Annotated in this window: 21 protein-coding genes and 1 tRNA gene; 12 read left to right on the top strand and 10 right to left on the bottom strand. The window is 38.4% G+C overall.

The window, feature by feature from the left end:
• Positions 1-52 precede the first annotated feature (52 nt).
• Both ABD676_RS05060 and ABD676_RS05055 read right to left on the bottom strand, forming a co-directional pair.
• A complete protein-coding gene (locus ABD676_RS05060; RefSeq protein ID WP_344673506.1) occupies positions 53-355 on the bottom strand; it encodes a winged helix-turn-helix domain-containing protein in 303 nt (100 codons plus the stop codon).
• A complete protein-coding gene (locus ABD676_RS05055) occupies positions 352-972 on the bottom strand; it encodes a hypothetical protein (protein ID WP_344673505.1) in 621 nt (206 codons plus the stop codon). Before ABD676_RS05055 ends, ABD676_RS05060 begins: the two co-directional genes overlap by 4 nt.
• 728 nt (positions 973-1,700) lie before the next feature.
• Here ABD676_RS05055 and ABD676_RS05050 point away from each other — a divergent pair.
• A tRNA-Leu gene (locus ABD676_RS05050) sits at positions 1,701-1,782 on the top strand.
• Positions 1,783-1,851: 69 nt separating this feature from the next.
• Positions 1,852-3,189 (top strand): trigger factor, encoded by a 1,338-nt coding sequence (locus ABD676_RS05045; protein WP_344673504.1) that lies wholly within the window; start codon positions 1,852-1,854, stop codon positions 3,187-3,189.
• A gap of 256 nt (positions 3,190-3,445) precedes the next feature.
• Here the strand turns inward: ABD676_RS05045 and ABD676_RS05040 are convergent, their stop codons facing one another.
• Positions 3,446-4,099 (bottom strand): hypothetical protein, encoded by a 654-nt coding sequence (locus ABD676_RS05040; protein ID WP_344673503.1) that lies wholly within the window; start codon positions 4,097-4,099, stop codon positions 3,446-3,448.
• 186 nt (positions 4,100-4,285) lie between these two features.
• Positions 4,286-5,791 carry a DUF3943 domain-containing protein gene (locus tag ABD676_RS05035; RefSeq protein WP_344673502.1) on the bottom strand — a complete coding sequence of 502 codons (1,506 nt, stop codon included), beginning with the start codon at positions 5,789-5,791 and terminating at the stop codon, positions 4,286-4,288.
• A 156-nt stretch (positions 5,792-5,947) separates the two neighbouring features.
• Between ABD676_RS05035 and ABD676_RS05030 the strand changes: the two genes are divergently transcribed.
• Positions 5,948-6,637, top strand: coding sequence for a hypothetical protein (locus ABD676_RS05030; RefSeq protein WP_344673501.1), 690 nt, complete (start codon positions 5,948-5,950; stop codon positions 6,635-6,637).
• Positions 6,638-6,710: 73 nt separating this feature from the next.
• On the opposite strand, the gene cysM is transcribed toward ABD676_RS05030, so the two are convergent.
• From cysM to ABD676_RS05010, 4 genes are read right to left on the bottom strand one after another with little or no spacing between them, the layout of a single operon-like run.
• Complete coding sequence (gene cysM / locus ABD676_RS05025; RefSeq protein WP_344673500.1) at positions 6,711-7,583, bottom strand: cysteine synthase CysM; 873 nt, start codon at positions 7,581-7,583, stop codon at positions 6,711-6,713.
• Positions 7,583-8,392, bottom strand: a complete 810-nt coding sequence (locus tag ABD676_RS05020; protein WP_344673499.1) for a serine O-acetyltransferase — start codon at positions 8,390-8,392, stop codon at positions 7,583-7,585. The genes cysM and ABD676_RS05020 overlap by 1 nt, the downstream gene beginning before the upstream one ends.
• Before the next feature lie 32 nt (positions 8,393-8,424).
• The gene (locus ABD676_RS05015; protein WP_344673498.1) at positions 8,425-8,808 is read right to left on the bottom strand and encodes a DUF3037 domain-containing protein; all 384 of its coding nucleotides are present in this window, start codon (positions 8,806-8,808) and stop codon (positions 8,425-8,427) included.
• Entirely contained in the window at positions 8,798-9,583 is a 786-nt protein-coding gene (locus ABD676_RS05010) for a HipA family kinase (RefSeq protein ID WP_344673497.1), read from the bottom strand. The genes ABD676_RS05015 and ABD676_RS05010 overlap by 11 nt, the downstream gene beginning before the upstream one ends.
• 407 nt (positions 9,584-9,990) lie before the next feature.
• Here ABD676_RS05010 and ABD676_RS05005 point away from each other — a divergent pair, with 407 nt between their 5' ends.
• The 5 genes from ABD676_RS05005 (at position 9,991) to ABD676_RS04985 (ending at position 13,953) form a co-directional block, all read left to right on the top strand.
• On the top strand, positions 9,991-10,530 hold the full coding sequence (locus ABD676_RS05005) for a DUF1599 domain-containing protein (RefSeq protein ID WP_344673496.1): 540 nt from the start codon (positions 9,991-9,993) through the stop codon (positions 10,528-10,530).
• Positions 10,531-10,542: 12 nt separating this feature from the next.
• A complete protein-coding gene (locus ABD676_RS05000) occupies positions 10,543-11,748 on the top strand; it encodes a BT_3928 family protein (protein ID WP_344673495.1) in 1,206 nt (401 codons plus the stop codon).
• 1 nt (position 11,749) lies between these two features.
• On the top strand, positions 11,750-12,268 hold the full coding sequence (locus ABD676_RS04995; RefSeq protein WP_344673494.1) for a shikimate kinase: 519 nt from the start codon (positions 11,750-11,752) through the stop codon (positions 12,266-12,268).
• Positions 12,265-13,230, top strand: a complete 966-nt coding sequence (locus ABD676_RS04990) for a glycerophosphodiester phosphodiesterase family protein (protein ID WP_344673493.1) — start codon at positions 12,265-12,267, stop codon at positions 13,228-13,230. The genes ABD676_RS04995 and ABD676_RS04990 overlap by 4 nt, the downstream gene beginning before the upstream one ends.
• Before the next feature lie 141 nt (positions 13,231-13,371).
• Complete coding sequence (locus ABD676_RS04985; RefSeq protein WP_344673492.1) at positions 13,372-13,953, top strand: hypothetical protein; 582 nt, start codon at positions 13,372-13,374, stop codon at positions 13,951-13,953.
• Positions 13,954-14,131: 178 nt separating this feature from the next.
• Here ABD676_RS04985 and scpC read toward each other — a convergent pair whose 3' ends face one another.
• On the bottom strand, positions 14,132-15,619 hold the full coding sequence (scpC, locus tag ABD676_RS04980; RefSeq protein WP_344673491.1) for a succinyl-CoA:acetate CoA-transferase ScpC: 1,488 nt from the start codon (positions 15,617-15,619) through the stop codon (positions 14,132-14,134).
• Positions 15,620-15,994: 375 nt separating this feature from the next.
• On the opposite strand from scpC, the gene ABD676_RS04975 reads away from it, so the two are divergent.
• On the top strand, positions 15,995-16,777 hold the full coding sequence (locus tag ABD676_RS04975; protein WP_344673490.1) for an AraC family transcriptional regulator: 783 nt from the start codon (positions 15,995-15,997) through the stop codon (positions 16,775-16,777).
• Positions 16,778-16,798: 21 nt separating this feature from the next.
• Positions 16,799-17,656, top strand: a complete 858-nt coding sequence (locus ABD676_RS04970) for a 3-keto-disaccharide hydrolase (protein WP_344673489.1) — start codon at positions 16,799-16,801, stop codon at positions 17,654-17,656.
• Positions 17,657-18,393: 737 nt separating this feature from the next.
• On the opposite strand, the gene rpsT is transcribed toward ABD676_RS04970, so the two are convergent.
• Positions 18,394-18,648, bottom strand: coding sequence for a 30S ribosomal protein S20 (rpsT, locus tag ABD676_RS04965; protein WP_344673488.1), 255 nt, complete (start codon positions 18,646-18,648; stop codon positions 18,394-18,396).
• Positions 18,649-18,765: 117 nt separating this feature from the next.
• On the opposite strand from rpsT, the gene ABD676_RS04960 reads away from it, so the two are divergent.
• Both ABD676_RS04960 and sucD read left to right on the top strand, forming a co-directional pair.
• Positions 18,766-19,305 (top strand): RNA methyltransferase, encoded by a 540-nt coding sequence (locus tag ABD676_RS04960; RefSeq protein ID WP_344673487.1) that lies wholly within the window; start codon positions 18,766-18,768, stop codon positions 19,303-19,305.
• A 73-nt stretch (positions 19,306-19,378) separates the two neighbouring features.
• The gene (gene sucD, locus ABD676_RS04955) at positions 19,379-20,251 is read left to right on the top strand and encodes a succinate--CoA ligase subunit alpha (protein ID WP_344673486.1); all 873 of its coding nucleotides are present in this window, start codon (positions 19,379-19,381) and stop codon (positions 20,249-20,251) included.
• Positions 20,252-20,593 lie beyond the last annotated feature (342 nt).

Genomic DNA, 20,593 nt, shown 5'->3' with positions numbered 1-20,593 from the left:
TTTTTTAGTTTTAAAAAGTACTTTGTATTTCAAAGTAATGGTATAAAAAAAATTACTTGTACTGTTGTTTTATCAAATTTTCTAGAGCTGCTAAGTGATTTTCAAATGCTTTAGCTCCCTTTTCTGTTTTACTATAGCGTGTATTCGGTTTTCTGTCAACAAAAGATTTCGTGACATTGATATATTCTTCTTTTTCTAAACTTTTCAAATTGGAAGCCAGATTTCCATCGGTCACTTCCAGCAATTCTTTTAAGGAATTAAAGTCATAGGAATCATTAGCCATCAGAATACTCATAATCTGAAGCCTAATTCTATTTTCTAAAACCTTGTCATATAATGATAAATCTAAACTCACTTTTCGTATTTCTTATGCACGATTAATCCGTAAAGTATGTGTAATACACCGAATCCTATGGACCAGAACCAGATGCCATATCCAGGGAAGGCCAAAGCTAACAAGCCTAGGACAATTTCCAAAATCCCTAGCACCCGAACTTCCCGAAAAGTATAGGTACTGGCAGCGGCTAACGAAAGCCCATAAAAGATCAATAAGCTAGACGCGATTAAGCCAAACACACCTTTACTGATCAGAATAAGAGAAAATAGCCCCCCTGTTACCAAAGGAACGGCCATAGCCTTTAATAGAGCTTTACTGGTCGGGTTCCAAATGGATTGTCCTGATTTCTTTGCCTTTGCCTTAGCCATACTAATTCCAAGGATGATGGACGCCAATAATACCAATAAGGCAATCCCTACAAGTTTCCAGATGACTTGTTCATCCAATACGTAGAAATCTCTATATCCAAAATCGCTCTTTGTACCATACACCGTAAAATAAGCAGCAGCGGCACCAACCAAAGCAACACAGCCTATGACAACTCCCGACATGCCTGAAATGGACATGAACTTGGAGGACTTCTCCATCATCGAGCGTATTTGACCTATTTCCTGAAGTAAATCTTTCTGATTCATAAAAGTACTTTGTGTTTCAAAGTAATGTAGAATATTTCATATCACAAAATATTTTTTACTTTTTTTCTGCAAGCACATAAACTTTCCATTCCATTTGACTTAAAATGGCCTTTATCTATTTTTGCATTTTACCTTTTAGCATTCGGGATTCATCTTCTCTCCTATTGGCTTAATGTTATGGTATGTTTAAGCTTAAGAATACGTAGGGTTTGGTTCGAGATTACAAAGGAATTTCCTTGGATCTAATAGGGATCTTGTTCGGATCTCGTTCGCTTCTAACCGAACGAGATCCGAACAAGATCCGAAGGAGTTCCGAAGGAGATCCGAATAAGTACCAAAGAAAACCTCTGTAAGAGACGATTAGACATCAGATAAAAGACTACAGAAATCGTAAGGAAAAAGGAGGATTAAAAAGGAAGAAGAGGAGGAAAAGTGACACAAAAGAGAGACATATGTATATAGATACTTTTAGCAGATTGGAGGAAGGTGGTTATAGAACAGGGAATCTGCCGAAATTGGATGAAAAACAACCTAAATATCGTTTAAAGGCGTATCCGGGTGAATGATGATGAGGCAGGCTGGAAATAAATAAGAGATGACCATAGGTCAGATTAAAATTTAGGGACTTAACAAACAAGCACTTACGGCTGATAAAGTAAAAAAGGCAAAAAAAGTCTTGACATATATAGGATAGGTTTCTATCTTTGTGGCTCAATAAAATCCTAACTGCGGAAGTGGCGTAATTGGTAGCCGCACCAGACTTAGGATCTGGCGCCGCGAGGCGTGGGGGTTCGAGTCCCTTCTTCCGCACTTGATGTCCTCCCGAAACTAATTATCGGGAGGATTTTTTTTTAAATTGCAAAAAGGTAAATAACGAGTATGAATATTTCACACCAGAACATTGATAACATCAACGCGAATATCTCGGTAGAGATTACTCCAGAGGACTATAACCCTCAAGTTGATAAAGCAATCAAGGATCAAGCAAAGAAGGCTAAATTACCAGGATTCCGTCCAGGAATGGTTCCTACAGGTCACATCAGACGTATGTATGGTAAATCTATTTTGTTTGATGAAATCAACAAATTGATCAATGATAAAATCGCAGAATACATCGGCGAGCAAAAGTTAGAAGTATTGGGTCAACCTCTTCCTGCTGACGGCGAAACTGATGAGAAATACAACTGGGATTTTAAAGATACCTTTAACTTCAACTACGAAATCGGTATTGCTCCAGAATTCGAAACTCCATTCACTGGCGAAACTGAATTCACAGAGTACGATATCCAAGCTGACGAAGCTACCCTTACAGAACGTATCAAGAACTTACGTCGTAGCTACGGTAAAATGACTAACCCAGAGGTTTCTGAGGAAGGTGACGTTTTATACGCGACATTGAAACAAGATAAAGAAGATGGTATTGAAAAAACTACTTCCGTTCGTACAGACAGCATTGAAGATGCAAAAATCAAAAAATCTTTAGTAGGTCTTAAGAAAGATGATACCGTTAAAATCGATGTGAAGAAAGCATTCAAAGTTGCTGACCTTGCGCGTATTTTAGGTATTAACGAAGAAGAAGCAGAAAACCTAGACGTTACAAACTTCGAATTGACCGTTAAAAATGTAAACCGTTTAGAGGAATCTGACTTAAACCAAGAGTTCTTTGATAAATTGTTCCCAGATGGTGATGTAACTACTGCAGAGCAATTCAACGAGAAAGTTAAAGAAGAAGTAGAGAACTTATTCAAGCAAAATGCTGCTCAACGTCTTCGTAACGATATGTACACTTTCGGAATGGAAAAAGTGGATGCTAAATTCCCTGAAGCTTTCCTTAAGAAATGGTTACAAGCAACTAACCCTAACTTGAAAGCAGAAGAAATTGAAGAAGGTTTCGCTGATTTCTTGAGCAACTTGAAATGGACAATCATTGAAAACCGCATCGTTACAGCAAACAACTTAGAAGTGAAATACGACGAAGTTGTTGATTTAGCAAAAGAACGTATCTATGCGCAAATCAAAATGTACAACATCAATGAAGAACCTACTGATGAGCAATTGCAACAATTCGCAATGCAATTATTAGCAGACAGAGAGCAAGCTAACCGCTTATTCGAAGAGGTAAAAGCATTGAAAGTTTTCGATCAATTGAAAAATACCGTTAAGATCAAATCTAAAAAGATCGACTACGATAAATTTGAGAAACTAGATAGCAAATAAGCGATTTAGAATTAGTTATAAAATATCATAAAAAAAGGTTGACAAAATTTTGTCAACCTTTTTTTATGATATTAGTATTTAGTCGATAGTAGTTAGTATTTAGACCTATTGGCGTGAAAAAATAGATTTTAAGAAATTAGAAAGAGCACATTACATCGCTCTGAGCAGTAAATTCTGAAAGGTCTACTCCGCCAATAGGTCTTTATACTAAATACTAATTACTTAATACTGCCCGCAGGGCAACAGCGATCTCTCTCTAAAACATCATACTAAACCCAGTATTCAAATACGGCTGTATTTTTACTTTCTTTCCTTTGGAATAGCTTATTTCAGGTCCTAGTTCTAGGTTGTACATGATGTTGTGTCCAAGGTTTCTGCGCATTCCCCAGAATATGGCATTCCTGGTTTGGAAGGTCGAGGAGAAGTATTGTTCGGATGTGGAAACACCATTGATTTTGGTATTTTTTTCTGTCCAGCCTTCGATACCGTTTAAGGTCCTAAACCCAATATAATTTCCGGCATTGTTGCTTACGTTTGAACCCTTTCTAATTCTACGATCTCGATCGTAGTAGTACCGATATCCAAGACCGATGTAAGGAGAGAAAGAATGGGTGAACTCTTTAGACTTCTCACTAGTGCTCGATTCTTTGGTAGTTCCTAGAATGGTTTCATCGTGCATACGAAACATGAAATTGTATTGAACGCCAGCAGAGAATTCCAATACACTTTTGTCTCCAATACCAGTTTCATACAGGTAATTTACATTCGGTGTAATAACTGAAAGATTAATACCATGTAAACTTTGGAGTTTTACACTGTCTTGTTGAGCATGGAAATCCTGCCCATATAACAAGCTTCCGAGCAGAATTAATGCCGCCATACGGCTCTGCACTTTGTAATTTTGAATCATATTCTTGTGAATTATTTAATGAGACAAAATTATTTGAAACCAACATTTGATTTTGTAAACAAAAGTTAATTAACATAAATAAAATGTTAAAATTTAACTGTTATACGACTTAGATTTGTTCCTAAACAAAATAAAGGATGTTAAAATTTCGTTAAAATACAAATCTCTATCTTTTCATTTGGAAAATTAAAAGAAAATATTGTAGCCAATAGACAAACTACCATAAGGATATTCACGATTGAAATCAGGGTATTGGTTGGCTTTAAAATGTCCTTGTAAGTTAAAGTATCCTGAACTTAAATTAATGGACCAACGTTTATACAATCTTAGGCTTCCTTGAACCTCTAGCCCATGGAGCACGTAATAGGAGTCGGTTCCAGAAATGGTATATAATATGGCACCATTATAATCCGCAGTCAATAGGAAACGATTCAGCAACATCAGTTCGCCTTTAAACCGATAGGATGCCCCTGAGCCATAATTGTAGTTTCTACTGGCTCCATATAAAAGATAGGGATCAGGTACAGCTCCAAGTACAATAGCCCCTGCCCCTACACTTAAGTTTAACCTATTTCCTTTTTTATACTTAAACTCGGATAGCCAGGTATAATTCAAACTTTGCGCACCATAGAAAAACGCATCGTTATTGTAGAAGTTATAGTGGGCATTTAAAGTTCCGTAGTGATCCCCACGTTTTGATTTAAAGAATTTAGCGCCGTATAAGAGCGCATGTACATTGACAGCATTGATAAATGTACTATCGCCATTCCCCAACTCCAGGTTCACGGAGAACTGATCAAATGGACGTTTGTAGTTATGCTCACCATTGCTATAAACAAAACGTAAGCGACCATAGAAAGCATTCTTTCCTTTATTTAGGAAATCCCCATCCTTAGCATCAAAGCGTCGAATACCGGCATTTACTTCTGCGGAAATGATGGAAGAGTCAGCCTCGTAATAATCATCAATTTTCTTCCCCCATTTACCATCTAACAAACGGTTTAATCCATTGACAGGATTCACCATCGTAGCTACTATTTCATTGCCAATTCGATTATGACCATGCCTACTTCGAGCCAGGATATTTCGAGATACACGGTGCATCATTTCTCCGAGCAGTACACCACCAAAACTGGTATTAACTAAATCATTGATGGAAGGATGTTGTGTTTCACCGGCAGTCTCCCAAATATAGCTACCTGCTAAAGTCGCTAAAGTGGATTGGTAGAAATTATAACCGTTACTACGAAATGCATTGAAATAGATCTGTCCATGGAATGGGTGATCAATTTGATTGGTCGTAAATTGATTATCATCCCAATCCCAAGCACTAAAACGTTGATGGTCCAAGAAGTTTTTAAAACTGATGTAGGAATAAGGGTCACGCGTAATAAACCGGTTGAAACTAGCAGGGAATGCTTGCGCCAAGAACCATTCTGTACCAGCACGCCAAAATTTCTTTTCTCTCACAGGTTTAATTTCTGCCTTTAACGTATCACGCAAGAACTTCGGAGGACTGTAGCTATAAGGTGATTCCTGGTACTTTTTAGTTAGGGTATCTGCTGATATGTTTCGAGAAGTGTCTTGTTGTGCATGTGCTGACTGCAAAGAAAGCAATGCAATTAAAATAGTTGTGATGGTAAAGAGAAACCGCTGTGTGATCAATGTAATATCAATTAATGTAAAGCGCAAAAGTACCTATTACCCTTGGAAAGCAAAAATAGCTGTTGAAACAATACAACAACATGACTTTCCGCATGATTTCTAAAGCAATACATCAAAACCACTAAAACTGTTTGCCCAAGTTATTGGTTATTAATATATTTAAGAACATCAAATCAAAGAGACATGAAAAGATTTTCGCTTATATTATTTGCCCTATTCCTTTCGGCTATTGTATTTGGTCAAGGAAAAAACACGATCAATGGTGCCTATCTCGCTAAAGATGGTAACACCAATTACCTTTGGTTATTGATAGATGGCTACAGTTCATACACGATATATGGTCCGGACAGCTATTTAGGTACTAGTGGAGGCCCGTTTAATTACGATGGTAAAAATATCAATATTAAGGTCGAGTATAACGACACTCAGGCTGACAAAATTGGAACAACCAAAACTATGACCTTCAAGGTAGATAAAGACCAAGTTGTTGCAGATGGTTTAACCTTTAAACGTCTTCCGGCGATTAAACAAGAATTAGATGGTTTATGGCGCATAACCGGACGTAAGGAAGATGAAAAAATCAATCAAATCCCACGGGGAGACCGAAAGACTATTAAGCTATTGGTAGATGGCTATTTCCAATGGATAGCGATAAATCCTGCTGAAAAGAGATTCTTTGGTTCAGGAGGTGGTACTTACAGTTTTAAGGATGGGAAATATGTCGAGAATATTCTCTTCTTCTCTCGAGATAATACTCGTGTTGGTGCTACCCTAAAATTCGATGGAAAGGTAAATAATAGCGTTTGGGAACATAGTGGATTAAGTTCCAAAGGTGCGCCGATATTTGAAATCTGGACAAGGGATAATAAGTAATGCTTGCTTAGAATAAACAAACAAGGCGGTTAATTTTTCAATTAACCGCCTTGTTTGTTTTTTAAATGGTAGTTTATCCGAACAGGTCGGAACTTAAATATCGATCTCCACGGTCACATACGATAAACACAATAGTTCCTTCTTCTATTTCGTTTGCCACTTGCACCGCTGCATGGAATGCTCCACCAGAACTCATTCCAGCAAATACACCTTCTTTCTTTGCTAATTCGCGTGTCTTCTCCGTAGCGTTTGCTTGGGATACATCAATTACTCTATCTACTCTAGAAGGGTCAAATATTTTAGGTAAGTATGCTTTCGGCCAACGTCGAATACCTGGAATACTGGACTCTTCTGTTGGTTGGCATCCTACAATCTGAATATCAGGATTCTGTTCCTTCAAATACATCGAACAGCCCATAATAGTACCAGTTGTTCCCATAGCACTTACAAAGTGCGTGATTTGATGGTTTGTATCACGCCAGATCTCTGGACCGGTTGTTTTAATGTGTGCTTTATAATTGTCGGGATTAGCAAATTGATTCAAGATAAAGGCCTCTCCTTTTGCTGCCTTTTCTTCAGCATAGTCACGACATACTTCCATGTTCTCCAATAGGGTAACCTTGGCACCAAATGCTTCCATTGTCAATGTTCTTTCACGAGTAGAAGTAGATGGCATCACCAATTCTATTTCTAGTCCATACATGGAAGCAATCATTGCTAATGCAATCCCTGTATTACCAGAAGTCGCTTCTATTAATTTGCTGTCCTTATGGATATCACCACGCTCCAATGCGGATGAGATCATATTTAATGCAGCTCTATCTTTGACGGAGCCACCAGGGTTATTTCCTTCTAATTTGGCAAAGATCTTTACCTTCGGATTATCGTGAAAATGAGTAATCTCCACTAAAGGAGTATTACCAATTGTATCTATTATTCCTGCCATTATACGATGGGTTTAGTTTCTATAAATTTAGAATTGGGTTGATGATAAACAGTAGTATAAGGATCGACGGAAGTAGTTAACCATACATTCCCTCCAATGATGGAATGATGTCCTACGACCGTTTCGCCACCAAGAATGGTCGCACCTGCATAGATAATGACATAATCTTCAATGATGGGATGACGTTGTGTATTCGCCAAATTCTTCTCTACACTTAATGCTCCTAAGGTTACACCTTGATATAACTTCACATGCTTACCGATGATACAAGTTTCGCCAATGACAATACCTGTTCCATGGTCAATATGCAGGTATTCATCAATCCTTGCTGCTGGATGAATATCTATGCCTGTTTTGGAATGCGCATGCTCCGTAAGAATACGTGGTATCAAAGGAATCCCCTGCTGATGCAGTTCATGCGCCATGCGATAAATGGCAATAGCAAAGAAGCCGGGGTAAGTGCGGATAACCTCGTTTAAACTCTTTGCTGCAGGATCTCCTTCCATAATGGACTGCGCATCTGTTAACATAGTTTCGTAAATGTGCGGCAAGTGTAAGAAGAAATCCTCCGATACTTTTTTCACATTACAGCTAGAGCAAGCTTTAGTTTTTAGCAGCAATTCATACAAATCAGACTCTGCTACTTGAAAGGCCGCTTTAACATCAGCAACCTCTTTAAAATCACTGGAACTGCGTTCTGGGAACAGCAAGTGCAACAGTGAGATCGCCCATTGGGCTATACGTTTATTACTTGGCATATCCTGGACAGCCTGTTGCTTATCGAAGATATGTTCGTAAAATTCTTTCATATATTTTTAATACGATATTTTGAGGCTTTTTATCAAAGCACTAGTTTTTCCAATAATTGTCGATGCGTTTCTTCGGCATCAACACATAATCCGGGGTGTACAGCAGAACATTGGATTAAGGTACTTCGTTTTGCAGTTAACCAACGAAAGCGTTCCGTCTGATCCAATTGAGCTAAGGCTCCCCCCTCCTTATTTCCCTTACAAATGTGATGCATACTTTGCAAATGCGCATAAATAAGGCTAAAGTCAATTTCTTTGGATAAAAGACAACATCGCTCCTCATCCACAAAATATAACAATTCAGCATAGCGCTGTTTCCGACAGTATAACAATACGCCGATATTGACAAACTCTTCACGCTCCACACGTGGCACTAGGCGGACCACCGCATACTCATATAAGGTACTAGCGGACATGTTGAATTTGATTAACAAAAACAGCAGAATTTGCTGCTCTTTGGGTTAAAAACTCCACATATACCTTGCGAACATCCTCAGCAGACAGCTCACGAACCTCATCAATTAACCATTCATCTGGAATCACATCCAATATAGGTTTTATGTTTTCAGCAGTGAATAAGGCTTTATAAGTTGAATCAATTTGTTCAATCTGCGTTGCTTTGCTCAATAAGACATGGTCTTTAATCTGTACAAAGGGCTTCATTATTTGCTCTTCCCAATTATCCCAACTGTGGTGAAAATACAAGGCTGCACCATGGTCAATTAACCAGAGTTCCTTATGCCAGATCAGCATATTGGTATTTTTAGCCGTACGGTCCACATTCATCAATAAGGCATCTAGCCATACAATTTTTGAAGCTTCTTCTTCACTTATTTGATCAGCATTGGCATCAAAGGTAATGGCACCATTGAGAAAGCTAACACCAAGATTTCTTCCAACAGAGAATTTCAATAAGTCTTGGATTTCCTCATCAGGTTCGGTTCTCCCAAAGCCTTCATCCAGGCAAGCATACACCATCTCTGGCACTCGCAATCCGAGAAAGCGTGCTAGCTCACCTCCTATAAATTCGGCCACCAAAGCCTTCTTTCCTTGACCAGCTCCTCGGAATTTAATTACATAGCTAAAGCCATCATCCGCATCCACAAGGCCTGGAAGTGATCCTCCCTCTCTAAACGGTTGAATATATCGGGTGATATTTACCTCTCTAATTTCCGGTTTCTGTATTTTCATCGTGTTTTATTCTGTAGTCTAACAGACTTTCATAGTAGTCTCCCGACAGTTGAAGCCATTGTGCAAATGCTGGTTTTCTTATTATGTCTTGTACTTTTAAGATTAGGAAACCTTGTCAAAAGTCATTAATAGATGACACTAATATTTCCTAGGCTATCCCCTCAAGTTTAAAGTTAGCAATTCCCGTTTCTAATCCACATATTATTACCTTACTAAAAGTGAAATTCGATAATTCATGGCAAATACTAAAAAATCATGCAGTAGAAAATACAAGATTTTCATTCGCCAAAGTTACTGTAAAGAGCAAAAATGAAAGAAAAGTATGGGAAATTGTACACAAATGTGACTAATTTCTTATGTTTATTCTGACTATATTTGTCAATTGAGCAATCAATCAAATTTACTTTATGGATACCACTACAGAATACAACCGTGTCATCGGTCATTGTCAAGATTTGTTTTTAAAAAAGACCAGTGATTATGGTACGGCATGGCGAATAATGCGTCCAGCCTCTATTACAGATCAGATTTTTATCAAGGCACAGCGTATTCGCACGTTAGAGGTAAAGAAAGTTTCTAAAGTTGGTGAAGGCGTAATTGACGAGTACATTGGTATTGTAAATTATTGCTTGATTGCCTTGATGCAATTGGAATTAACGGATGCTGACCCGATGGAATTACCGGTTTCTGAGGTCGAGCAAAAGTATAATCAGAAGGTTACTGAGACGCGTGATCTTATGCTTGCCAAAAATCACGATTACGGAGAGGCTTGGCGAGATATGCGTGTATCTTCTTTAACTGATCTAATCTTAATGAAACTACAACGCGTAAAGCAAATCGAAGATAATGATGGACAAACTATCGTTTCTGAAGGTCTTTCCGCGAATTATCAAGATATGTTGAACTATGCCGTTTTTGCCTTAATCAAGTTAGGCTTAGCAAAATAACCCTTAATAAATATGACGTTTACAGCAAGCAATTCTTCAGCAAAACCTACGAAACCTAATATTCTATTGTGGATCGCTAGAATTCTAGTCGGTCTATTGTTTATTTTCTCCGGACTGATAAAAGCGAATGACCCAATGGGTTTTGGCTATAAACTCGACGAATATTTCCATGTCTTCCACATGGGCTTCCTGAGTGACTTTAGCACTTGGATTGCCATTTTTTTATGTGCAATTGAGATCATCCTAGGTGGTTTATTACTTATTGGGCTAGCTGGAAGAAAAGTAGCTTGGGGACTTTTGCTGCTCATCATATTTTTCACCTTCCTTACCTTTTACTCCGCTGCATCTGGTGCTGTGAAATCCTGTGGCTGTTTCGGAGATGCTATCCCCTTAACACCTTGGGAATCCTTTATCAAGGATTTGGTATTACTCGTCTTGATCCTTATCATTTTTATTTTTAGAAAGCAGATTAAACCCATCATCAAAAGCCCATTTACGCTTAATCTTTTAACCTTATTAATCGTTATTGTGTCTTTCGGTATTGGTATTTTCACTTTATATTATTTGCCTTTTGTGGACTTCCTGCCCTACAAGGAAGGAAATAATATCCCTTCATTAATGAAAGTTCCTGAAGGAGCTGAACCAGATGTGTATGAGCATATCTACGAAATGAAAAACAAGAAAACCAATGAGAATAAAAAGGTTACTGACAAAGAATACATGAGTCAGAAGCTTTGGGAAGATGAAGATTGGGAAATTATTGGTGAACCAAAAACAACCTTAGTTAAGAAGGGATTTGAGCTTAAAATACCTGATTTAATTATCTCTGATATGGACGGTACAGACCGAACTGAAGAAGTAATTAATAATCCATATTATAACTTTATCGTAACGAGTACCAATGTTTCTAAAATGTCTCCAATTGACCTTAAGGCATTGGAGAAAATCAATAATACTATTCGGGAATTATCCGAAGATTATAATATCCGCGCTATCCTAGCAACCGCATCCTCATCTGATGAGGTTAATTACTTAAACGATCAGATGGATTTAGTATTAGAGACATTTTATGTAGATGCTGTACCATTGAAGAGTATGGTTCGTTCTAATCCGGGAGTTATGCTGATGCTAAATGGCACAGTGATTAAGAAATGGTCTTCTATTAATTTCCCAAGCAAAGAAGAGTTAATCAAAAACTATTTAGATAAGGCGCCATAAGATGGAGAAACCGGTATTCTTGATTGGCTTTATGGGGAGTGGGAAAACCACTTGGGGAAAGAAATTGGCAAATGCACTATCTGTTCCTTTCATTGATTTAGATCATGAATTAGTAAACAAGATTGGCATGAGTATTCCTGAGTATTTTCAATTACACGGAGAAGCAAAATTTCGGGAATTGGAAAAAGAAATGCTCCTTGAGCAAGAAAATCGAGTGGGTATCCTTTCTACCGGAGGCGGTACACCTTGTTATTTTGACAATATGGATTGGTTATTAAGCCATGGTACGGTTCTATACCTTAAGCACAGTCCAAAATCATTGTTCAATAGATTAAGCAATTCCGATATACAGAAAAGGCCGGCACTTCAAGGCTTACAGGGTGAAGCACTTTTAGCTTTCATCGAAAGTAAGCTCAATGAACGAGCTATCTATTACGACCGCGCCCATATTGTTATCGATCAAATCAATACCAGTTTAGAAGATTTAGTAGCACTAGTAAAACAACAAGACTTAGTATGAAGCCTTTTACCTTGCTAAGAACAGGATTACGGTATACCCTCGTTATCCTGGCAACAACTGTATTATTTTCATGTTTCCGAGGGGGACCATCCGAGGTTGCGGAAGAGGGATTAGCCATCAGTCCTAAGTTCAAAATTGAATCTGTTGATGAGCTATATCAGTTTCTGACCTATGGAGAGGGTTCAGTTCCCTTGGTTTCGGCGCATCGTGGAGGACCGCATCCAGGTTATCCGGAGAATTGTTTGGCGACTATGGTTGAAGTAGCTAAGGAAATGCCAGCTATTATGGAAGTGGATATTGCAATGACGAAGGATTCTGTGTTGGTGCTCATGCATGATGAGACTTTAAATCGTACAACTACCGGTAAAGGAAAACTTGCCAATAAAACCTGGGAACAATTGCAAGAGCTACACTTGAAAGATAATGGTAGTACAATAACCGATTTCCGTATTCCAACCTTATTGGATGTTTTGAAATGGGGAAAAGGTCGTGTTATTTATACTTTGGATGTAAAGCGAGATGTACCCTATGAGTTGGTACTTAAGGCTGTACGTGAGGCACAGGCAGAGGCCAATTCCATCATCATTACGTATACCGCTAATCAAGCTGCTGCCGTAAGCAGGTTAGCACCAGATATCATGATTTCAGCTACGATTAAAAACCAGGATGACTTGACCCGTTTGAATGACCTTGGGATTCCTGATAATCGTCTAATTGCCTTTGTTGGAACGAGAGAACCACAACCCGAATTGTACAGTCTATTGCGTCAGCACGGCATCAAATCCATCTTAGGAACTATTGGAAACTTAGATAAGTCTGCAGATAAAGCCGGTTACCAACGATATGCTGAATTTATTGACCGTGGGGCTGATGTGTTATCTACCGACCGTCCATTTGAGGCTTGGAAAGCTCTTTCATTTTACATCAACAAAAGAAATCTTCAATCACCATTTATACTCTAACTGGCAATTTATTTTTGTAAAGGCTAATATTGACGTGCGTTGTAGTTAAAGAACTACAACCTATTCTTTTCATGCTTTCCTACCTCCAATTCAAACATTTTGGTCTAAGGCTTGTTCTATAGATAAGAAAAACAGAAGACCATGAAAAAATTACTACTAACATTAGGAATTGCAATAGGTGCTGTCACTTATTCAACTGCGCAAGTACAAGTAAACACTGTTCCACAATCTTCAGCAGATGTGGGCATGGCTCCAATCAAAGCTGGTAATTGGATGGTAGGTGGATCGGTTGGAAATATCGGTTATGCTTTTGAGAGTAAAACTTTCAATATCTCATTAATGCCAAGAGCTGGATATTTTATATCTGATGGTTTAGCCATTGGTGCGCAAGCAAACTTAGGCTTAAAAGCTGTAAAAGATATGGACAATGAGTGGGGTTATGGTATTTCGCCATTCGTTCGTTATTATTTCCCTGGAGGCGCTAGTGCTACTGGACGCTTCTTCGGACAAGGAGATATCGGTATTGGTGGTTCATCTGCCGGTGATGCTGTTTCCTTAAACGTAGGTGCAAACGTAGGTTATGCTCACTTCATCACGCAAACTGTAGCTTTGGAAGCAACTTTAGGATATAACTATTCTAAGGCTAATATCAATGCTGGAGATAAAGCAACTGGTTTAGGTGTAGGTGTTGGTTTCCAAATCTACTTACCTGGAAAAAGATAATAAAGAAATGCCTATAATAGGTTAATTAGGAACACGAGAGATAAAGGAGCTCAGCTCTAAGTTTATCGTTTTCCAAAAAATGGGTTGCCAGAGTTTTTACTTTGGCAATCTTTTTTTTGTACAGCTAGTAAATAAAAAAGCCCATATAATATGGGCTTTCTTATTCTTTATATACATGTTATTTTTTCATGGATCCTGTTTCATTGAAACGGATATGCCAGCTAAATGCTTCTTCCAATAAATGCGGCGTATGACCACCACGTTCACAAGCACGATCAAAATACGATTGCAATTCTTCTTTATAATCTGGATGAACACAATTGTCAATAATCTTCTGCGCTCGTTCTCTTGGCGCTAAACCACGTAAATCTGCCAGACCTATATCAGTAACCAAAATATCCACATCGTGCTCTGTATGGTCTGTATGAGACACCATCGGCAAGATGTGTGAGATATTGTTCTCTTTGGATGCGGCCTGCGTCACGAAAATACTTAAGTAAGCATTTCTCGCAAAATCTCCTGAACCACCAATACCGTTCATAATCTTTGTTCCACCAATATGGGTAGAGTTCACATTGCCATAAATATCAAACTCTATAGCAGTATTGATTGCTATGATTCCTAAACGACGGATAAGGCCCGGGGTGTTTGAAATATTCTGAGGACGAAGAACAAATTTATCCCGATAGCGTTGCAGGTTATTGAATACACGATCGTAACATTCTTTGGAAACTGTAACCGATGAAGCGGAAGCAAAAGATAAAATTCCAGCATCCATTAAATCGAATGTGGAGTCTTGCAATACTTCGGAGAACATGGTTAAATCATAGAAATTACTGTGTTTGAATCCCATCAACACCGCATTAGCAACTTTACCAATTCCTGCTTGAATAGGCAATAGCCGATCTGTCAAATGACCTAATCTTACCTCTTCTTCAAAGAAGCGTAGGATATGTTGTGCGATATTTGTCGTTTTTTCATCCGGAGGTGCGATATCAGCTGGGCTGTCATGCTCATTGGTAAATACAATGGCAGCCACCTTATTCGGATCTAATGGAATTGTCTTTCTACCGATTTTATTCCAAGGCGCAACAATAGGTATTACATTTCGATGCGGATAGTTCTCTGCTTGGTAAATATCATGTATACCATATACATCCTCATGGACAGAGGTATTAATTTCTAAGATGACCTTTTTAGCCAATGCAGCAAATGTAACGGAGTTACCAACAGAGGTAGTCGGAACGATACTTCCATCGCGATCAATAAAAGCTACTTCTATAACAGCAACATCGACGTCAGGAAGGTTTTTATTATGCAATAGCTCTGCACTCTCACTTAAGTGTTGATCGATAAATAATACTTCACCGGAGTTGATTTTCTTACGTAAAACGGGGTCTACCTGAAAAGGCATTCTTTTCTTGAGGGCGCCTGCTTCAGCAAGTTTACCATCGGTACCATGACCTAGGGACGCACCAGTCATCAAAGTAATCTTTAAAGGTTCTTTTTTTGCTCGTTCAGCCAGAGCTGGCAAAATTACTTTACTATCGCCGGCCTTGGTGAAACCACTAGAACCAACGACCATACCATCTTCTATTAATTTAACTGCTTCCTCTGCAGTAGTCACTTTTTCTTTTAGTCTTTCCAGACGTATTCTATCCATCATAAGAACCTATTTTATCCTCTTTCTTAAAAGAGCGAGGCAATATTAAACATTATTTTAATTTAATAATTATCAAAATTAGACAGTAACTTTCTGTCGAAAAATAAAAAGTAACCAGTTACTTACAAGACTGTTCATTTGCAAAACCCTCTTTAACCAAAAGAATTTCTGTTTCATGTGATTTTATGAATCAATTCCTTCTTGAATTTTGATAAATATACGAATGAAGCAGTATATAATTAGATGATATTAATCACTTCTATCATCATTCTCAAGTGCTTATGTCTGTTATTTTGGTTTTATCAAATAAAAAATGGAAATTTATCGTTCATTTTTAGAAGAGACTCGATGCAGAAGGAATACCTTGATCGATATTATATGACAGAAATAGATACTTATGATAACAGTATCTATTGTCACCACGCCGTTATGGGTGAGGGTCAAGTGGTTGAACACTCCCACAATAAAGGGCAATTTTTATACACCGAAGGTGGTGTGGTGTTCTTAAAAACACCTGAAAAATCTTACTTTTTGCCGGCAAGACATTATATATGGATCCCAGCAAATGTAAAACATAGCATTCATCCGAGTAATCCGGAAGTGGTCATGCGGAATCTTTACTTCCCGAAGTTTGATACAGACACAGTTTTCTTCGATAAGGTGAATATCTATCCAGTGAATGATCTATTGATTGAGTTAATCATGTTTACCAATCGTTGGAACGGAAATATCTTTCCAGAAGAAGAACCGAAATATTCTATTGCGAAGGCTTTCAAATTAATTCTTCCAGAAATATCCCAAACAGAATTACCACTAGCCCTACCCTATCCAAAGCATGAAAAACTCATGCAAATCATCGCTTACTTGGAAGAGAATATTGCGGAGAACATTAGCTTCAAGAGTTTAGCTGAACATTTTGATATTTCTGAGCGTACTTTAGCTCGTTTATTCCAAAAGCAATTAAATATGTCGTATATTCAATATTTCACGATATTACGGATGTTGACTTCCTTGAAATTGTTATTGGACGATAAGCTTTCGGTCAATGAAGTTGCTTTAAGGGTCGGTTACAATAGTCTGCCCACCTTTAGCAATACCTTTAATAAGGTGATCGGAGTAAGACCAAGTGAGTATGTGAAAAACAGAAATTTATTACTATAATATAATAAAACCCTAAACCCAATGAAACTTAAAACTCTAATTGCAGCGCTCAGTATTGGAACGCTGTTCTCTTGTTCTGTCAGTTCACAGTCCTTGTCCAAAGCGGATAAGTTACCGAAGCCCATTCAATTATTCAATGGCAAGGATATAAAGGATTGGACGCCTAAAATCCGATTGCACGAAGTCGGTGAGAATTATGCCAATACTTTTCGCGTAGAAGATGGTTTACTGAAAGTACGCTACGATGGCTATGATAACTTCAATCAGCAGTATGGCCACTTGGCATTTAAAAAACCATACAGCTATTATTTGCTTCGTGTAGAATATCGTTTTGTGGATCAACAAAGCAAAGGTGGTGAAGGATGGGCATGGCGAAATTCAGGTGCCATGTTGCATGGACAAGATCCGAAGACCATGCTAAAGGACCAGGACTTCCCAATTTCCATTGAAGGACAGCTCTTAGGAGGCGATGGGAAGAACGAACGCACGAACTCCAACCTTTGTACTCCCGGAACAAATGTAGTAGTCAACGACAAATTATTCACGCCACATTGCCTAAGCTCAAAATCGAAGACCTACCATGGTGACGAATGGGTAACAGCAGAATTTTTAGTACTTGGCGATTCGATCATTCAGCATATACTCGATGGACAAGTCGTATTAGAATACAACAAGCCTCAGATTGGTGGTGGCAATGTAAGTAATTTCGATCCGGCTCAGAAAACTGATGGAAAAGCTTTAACCGAGGGCTACATTTATCTACAAAGTGAAAGTCATCCAATCGACTTCCGTAAGGTGGAACTATATGACCTTAGCCCGTACAAAACAGATCAAAACAAATTGAAATCTACCATTGACAAATTATTGAGTAGAAAATAACAGAATCCTTTCCATACTGGCGTCCTAGACATAATAGGAAAATACGTCAACCAAAAGAAAGATCTGATACCAAATGATTTATTATAAACGGACAGCATTTGAACAACAAGTTCATGCTGTCCGTTTTGTATTTAGGCACTATTTACTGGTGCATTGATTTGAGGTTTATATCTGATGCCTTTTATCTGTCGCCCTTTGTCTTAAAAAAATTGAATCACATAGTTTGAAGTTCCTTCATCTTCGATGGAGGATGACGAGACCATTTGTTGAGGGAGAAAGACTCTTCGCTTTGCTCTGAGTTGTAAGTGACAAATCTTCATTCCCACATAGGTCTAACTACTAACTACTCCATACTAAATACTATAAAAAAGGGGTTTGATTCGACACTTATTCAGATCTCCTTCGGAACTTGTTCGGAACTCCTTCGGATCTCGTTCGGTTCCGACCGAACGAGATCCGAACAAGATCCCTATCAGATCCAAAGAAATTCCATTAGAGTATCAAAGGAAACCGGAAGGAAATTATCAGAAAACGGGACAGAAATACTTCGGAAAAGGTTCGGAAATAAAAAGAAGGTGCAAGCTTGGTTATTCTCACAAGTAAAGAAAGTTTTGGAGAACCTATCTATTACCCCAAGAGGGGGGTGAGTCTGTAGGAGTAGGAAACTTGGGCGGAGAACAAACAAGAAAAGGGATGCTGTTTTGCACCCCTAATATGTTTTAGGAAAAAGCTTGAGCTTACGCTAACTTGTTAACGAACTTAGTTAACTTAGATTTGTTGTTAGAAGCTTTTTTCTTGTGAATAACATTTTTCTTTGCTAAACGATCAAGCATAGATACTACGCGTGGTAATAAAGCTTTAGCTTCTTCAGCTGAAGTTGTTAAACGTAATTTTTTGATTGCGTTACGAGTAGTTTTTGCTTGGTAACGGTTTCTTAGACGCTTCGCAGCGTTTGCTCTAATTCTTTTAATCGCTGATTTATGATTTGCCATTTCTCTTAGCTATATAATATTATAATTCTTTTATACTTAAATTCGGACTGCAAAAATAACATTCATAATCTAATATTCAAAATGATTTTTAATTTTTCGAAATGATTATCTTTGCACATGCACAAATTATCAATGGATCAGCTCAACCGAGTTGATGTAAATACCTTCAAGTCTCAGGAAAAATCTCCTATTGTTATCGTGATGGACAATGTTCGCAGCATGCATAATGTTGGATCTGCATTTCGTACAGCTGATGCTTTGGCGGTAGAACGTATCCTACTTTGTGGGATTACGGGTCAGCCTCCACATCGAGAAATTGAAAAGACAGCATTAGGCGCGACAGAATCTGTTACTTGGGAATATTATAAGGACACCTTGGATGCCATCAACCAGTTGAAGGCAGAAGGCTATCAGGTTTATGCTATTGAACAAACAGATCACAGCATTTCTTTGGAAACCTTTGAGCCACTTTCCGACAAAAAGTACGCTTTGGTGTTTGGAAATGAGGTTCATGGTGTAGAGGAAGACGTCATTCAACATGCGGATGGGACCTTAGAAATCCCTCAATTTGGCACAAAACATTCCTTTAATGTATCGGTTACCATCGGGATTGTTTTATGGGATTTGATCAATAAACTACGCTTTGTCAAAAAATAACAAAATACCTAGCTTAGGGATTTTTAGAAGTCATATCAAAATAGTAGATTTGCGTTGCAAAAAATAAGATAAAATGAGTGTATTAGTAAATAAAGATTCCAAAGTAATCGTTCAAGGTTTTACCGGAAACGAGGGTACTTATCATGCATCTCAAATGATTGAGTACGGCACAAACGTAGTAGGTGGTGTAACCCCAGGAAAAGGCGGACAGAGCCACTTAGACCGTCCGGTATTCAACACTGTTCAAGATGCCGTAGATGCTACTGGCGCTAATGTTTCTATTATTTTTGTTCCACCAGCATTTGCTGCTGATGCAATTATGGAAGCTGCTGCAGCAGGAATCGCTTTGATCGTGTGTATTACTGAGGGTATCCCTACTAAAGATATGATTCAAGTAAAATCTTACTTGAGTGATAAGAAATCTCGTTTGATCGGTCCAAACTGTCCTGGTATCATCACAGCTGAAGAAGCGAAGATTGGTATCATGCCAGGCTTCATCTTCAAAAAAGGTGGTGTTGGTGTTGTATCTAAATCAGGTACTTTAACTTATGAGGCAGTTGACCAAACTGTGAAAGCAGGTTTAGGAATTACAACGGCTATCGGTATTGGTGGTGACCCTATCATTGGTACAACGACTAAAGAAGCTGTTGAGTTATTAATGAACGATCCGGAAACTAAAGGTATCATCATGATTGGTGAGATCGGTGGTGGCATGGAAGCTGAGGCTGCTCATTGGATTAAAGAAAATGGTACTAAACCAGTAGTTGGTTTCATCGCTGGACAAACTGCGCCTCCGGGACGCCGTATGGGTCACGCTGGAGCAATCGTTGGTGGTGCTGATGATACTGCTGCTGCTAAAATGGCTATCATGCGTGAGTGTGGTATCCGCGTAGTAGAATCTCCTGCTGAAATCGGAAAAGCAATGGCTGAAGAATTAGCTAAATAAAGAATTTGTATAAAAAGAGAGAGGCTAGATCGATGATCTAGCCTCTCTCTTTTTATACAGTATTTGTAGGGAGTATTTAGTAGTTAGACCTTTTGGCGGGATAATAGATTTGCCATTTAAAAGCGGTCGAAGCATGCTTCGACCGCCATACACCTCACTTCATCCCAATCATTACCTCATTAATCTCTTAAACTTTTTGATTAACGGGCGGACATTCCGTTCGTTTTCGTCGGAGATAAATCTCCTTCCGTCAAACTCACTCAGTACCGCCCCTACCTAACGTGCTACCGAATCAACTTGTTACTATACTTTAATTGCCGCCATACGTAGGGGCAGCACTGA

The organism is Sphingobacterium kyonggiense (genome assembly GCF_039536825.1).
In the GTDB taxonomy this organism is placed as follows: Bacteria; Bacteroidota; Bacteroidia; order Sphingobacteriales; family Sphingobacteriaceae; genus Sphingobacterium; species Sphingobacterium kyonggiense.
The sequence above is the reverse complement of the archived record's forward strand: the minus strand, read 5'-3'. Positions and strand labels throughout refer to the sequence as shown.

Excerpts from the sequence above, each read along its gene's own strand:
- ABD676_RS05030 (WP_344673501.1), top strand. The coding sequence starts at position 5,948 with ATGAAAAGATTTTCGCTTATATTATTTGCCCTATTCCTTTCGGCTATT.
- ABD676_RS05000 (WP_344673495.1), top strand. The coding sequence starts at position 10,543 with ATGACGTTTACAGCAAGCAATTCTTCAGCAAAACCTACGAAACCTAAT.
- ABD676_RS04960 (WP_344673487.1), top strand. The coding sequence starts at position 18,766 with ATGCACAAATTATCAATGGATCAGCTCAACCGAGTTGATGTAAATACC.
- ABD676_RS05020 (WP_344673499.1), bottom strand. The coding sequence starts at position 8,392 with ATGAAAGAATTTTACGAACATATCTTCGATAAGCAACAGGCTGTCCAG.
- ABD676_RS04970 (WP_344673489.1), top strand. The coding sequence starts at position 16,799 with ATGAAACTTAAAACTCTAATTGCAGCGCTCAGTATTGGAACGCTGTTC.
- ABD676_RS05010 (WP_344673497.1), bottom strand. The coding sequence starts at position 9,583 with ATGAAAATACAGAAACCGGAAATTAGAGAGGTAAATATCACCCGATAT.
- ABD676_RS05055 (WP_344673505.1), bottom strand. The coding sequence starts at position 972 with ATGAATCAGAAAGATTTACTTCAGGAAATAGGTCAAATACGCTCGATG.
- cysM (WP_344673500.1), bottom strand. The coding sequence starts at position 7,583 with ATGGCAGGAATAATAGATACAATTGGTAATACTCCTTTAGTGGAGATT.
- ABD676_RS04990 (WP_344673493.1), top strand. The coding sequence starts at position 12,265 with ATGAAGCCTTTTACCTTGCTAAGAACAGGATTACGGTATACCCTCGTT.
- ABD676_RS05005 (WP_344673496.1), top strand. The coding sequence starts at position 9,991 with ATGGATACCACTACAGAATACAACCGTGTCATCGGTCATTGTCAAGAT.
- ABD676_RS04985 (WP_344673492.1), top strand. The coding sequence starts at position 13,372 with ATGAAAAAATTACTACTAACATTAGGAATTGCAATAGGTGCTGTCACT.
- ABD676_RS05015 (WP_344673498.1), bottom strand. The coding sequence starts at position 8,808 with ATGTCCGCTAGTACCTTATATGAGTATGCGGTGGTCCGCCTAGTGCCA.
- sucD (WP_344673486.1), top strand. The coding sequence starts at position 19,379 with ATGAGTGTATTAGTAAATAAAGATTCCAAAGTAATCGTTCAAGGTTTT.
- scpC (WP_344673491.1), bottom strand. The coding sequence starts at position 15,619 with ATGATGGATAGAATACGTCTGGAAAGACTAAAAGAAAAAGTGACTACT.
- rpsT (WP_344673488.1), bottom strand. The coding sequence starts at position 18,648 with ATGGCAAATCATAAATCAGCGATTAAAAGAATTAGAGCAAACGCTGCG.
- ABD676_RS04975 (WP_344673490.1), top strand. The coding sequence starts at position 15,995 with ATGACAGAAATAGATACTTATGATAACAGTATCTATTGTCACCACGCC.
- ABD676_RS05040 (WP_344673503.1), bottom strand. The coding sequence starts at position 4,099 with ATGATTCAAAATTACAAAGTGCAGAGCCGTATGGCGGCATTAATTCTG.
- ABD676_RS05045 (WP_344673504.1), top strand. The coding sequence starts at position 1,852 with ATGAATATTTCACACCAGAACATTGATAACATCAACGCGAATATCTCG.
- ABD676_RS04995 (WP_344673494.1), top strand. The coding sequence starts at position 11,750 with ATGGAGAAACCGGTATTCTTGATTGGCTTTATGGGGAGTGGGAAAACC.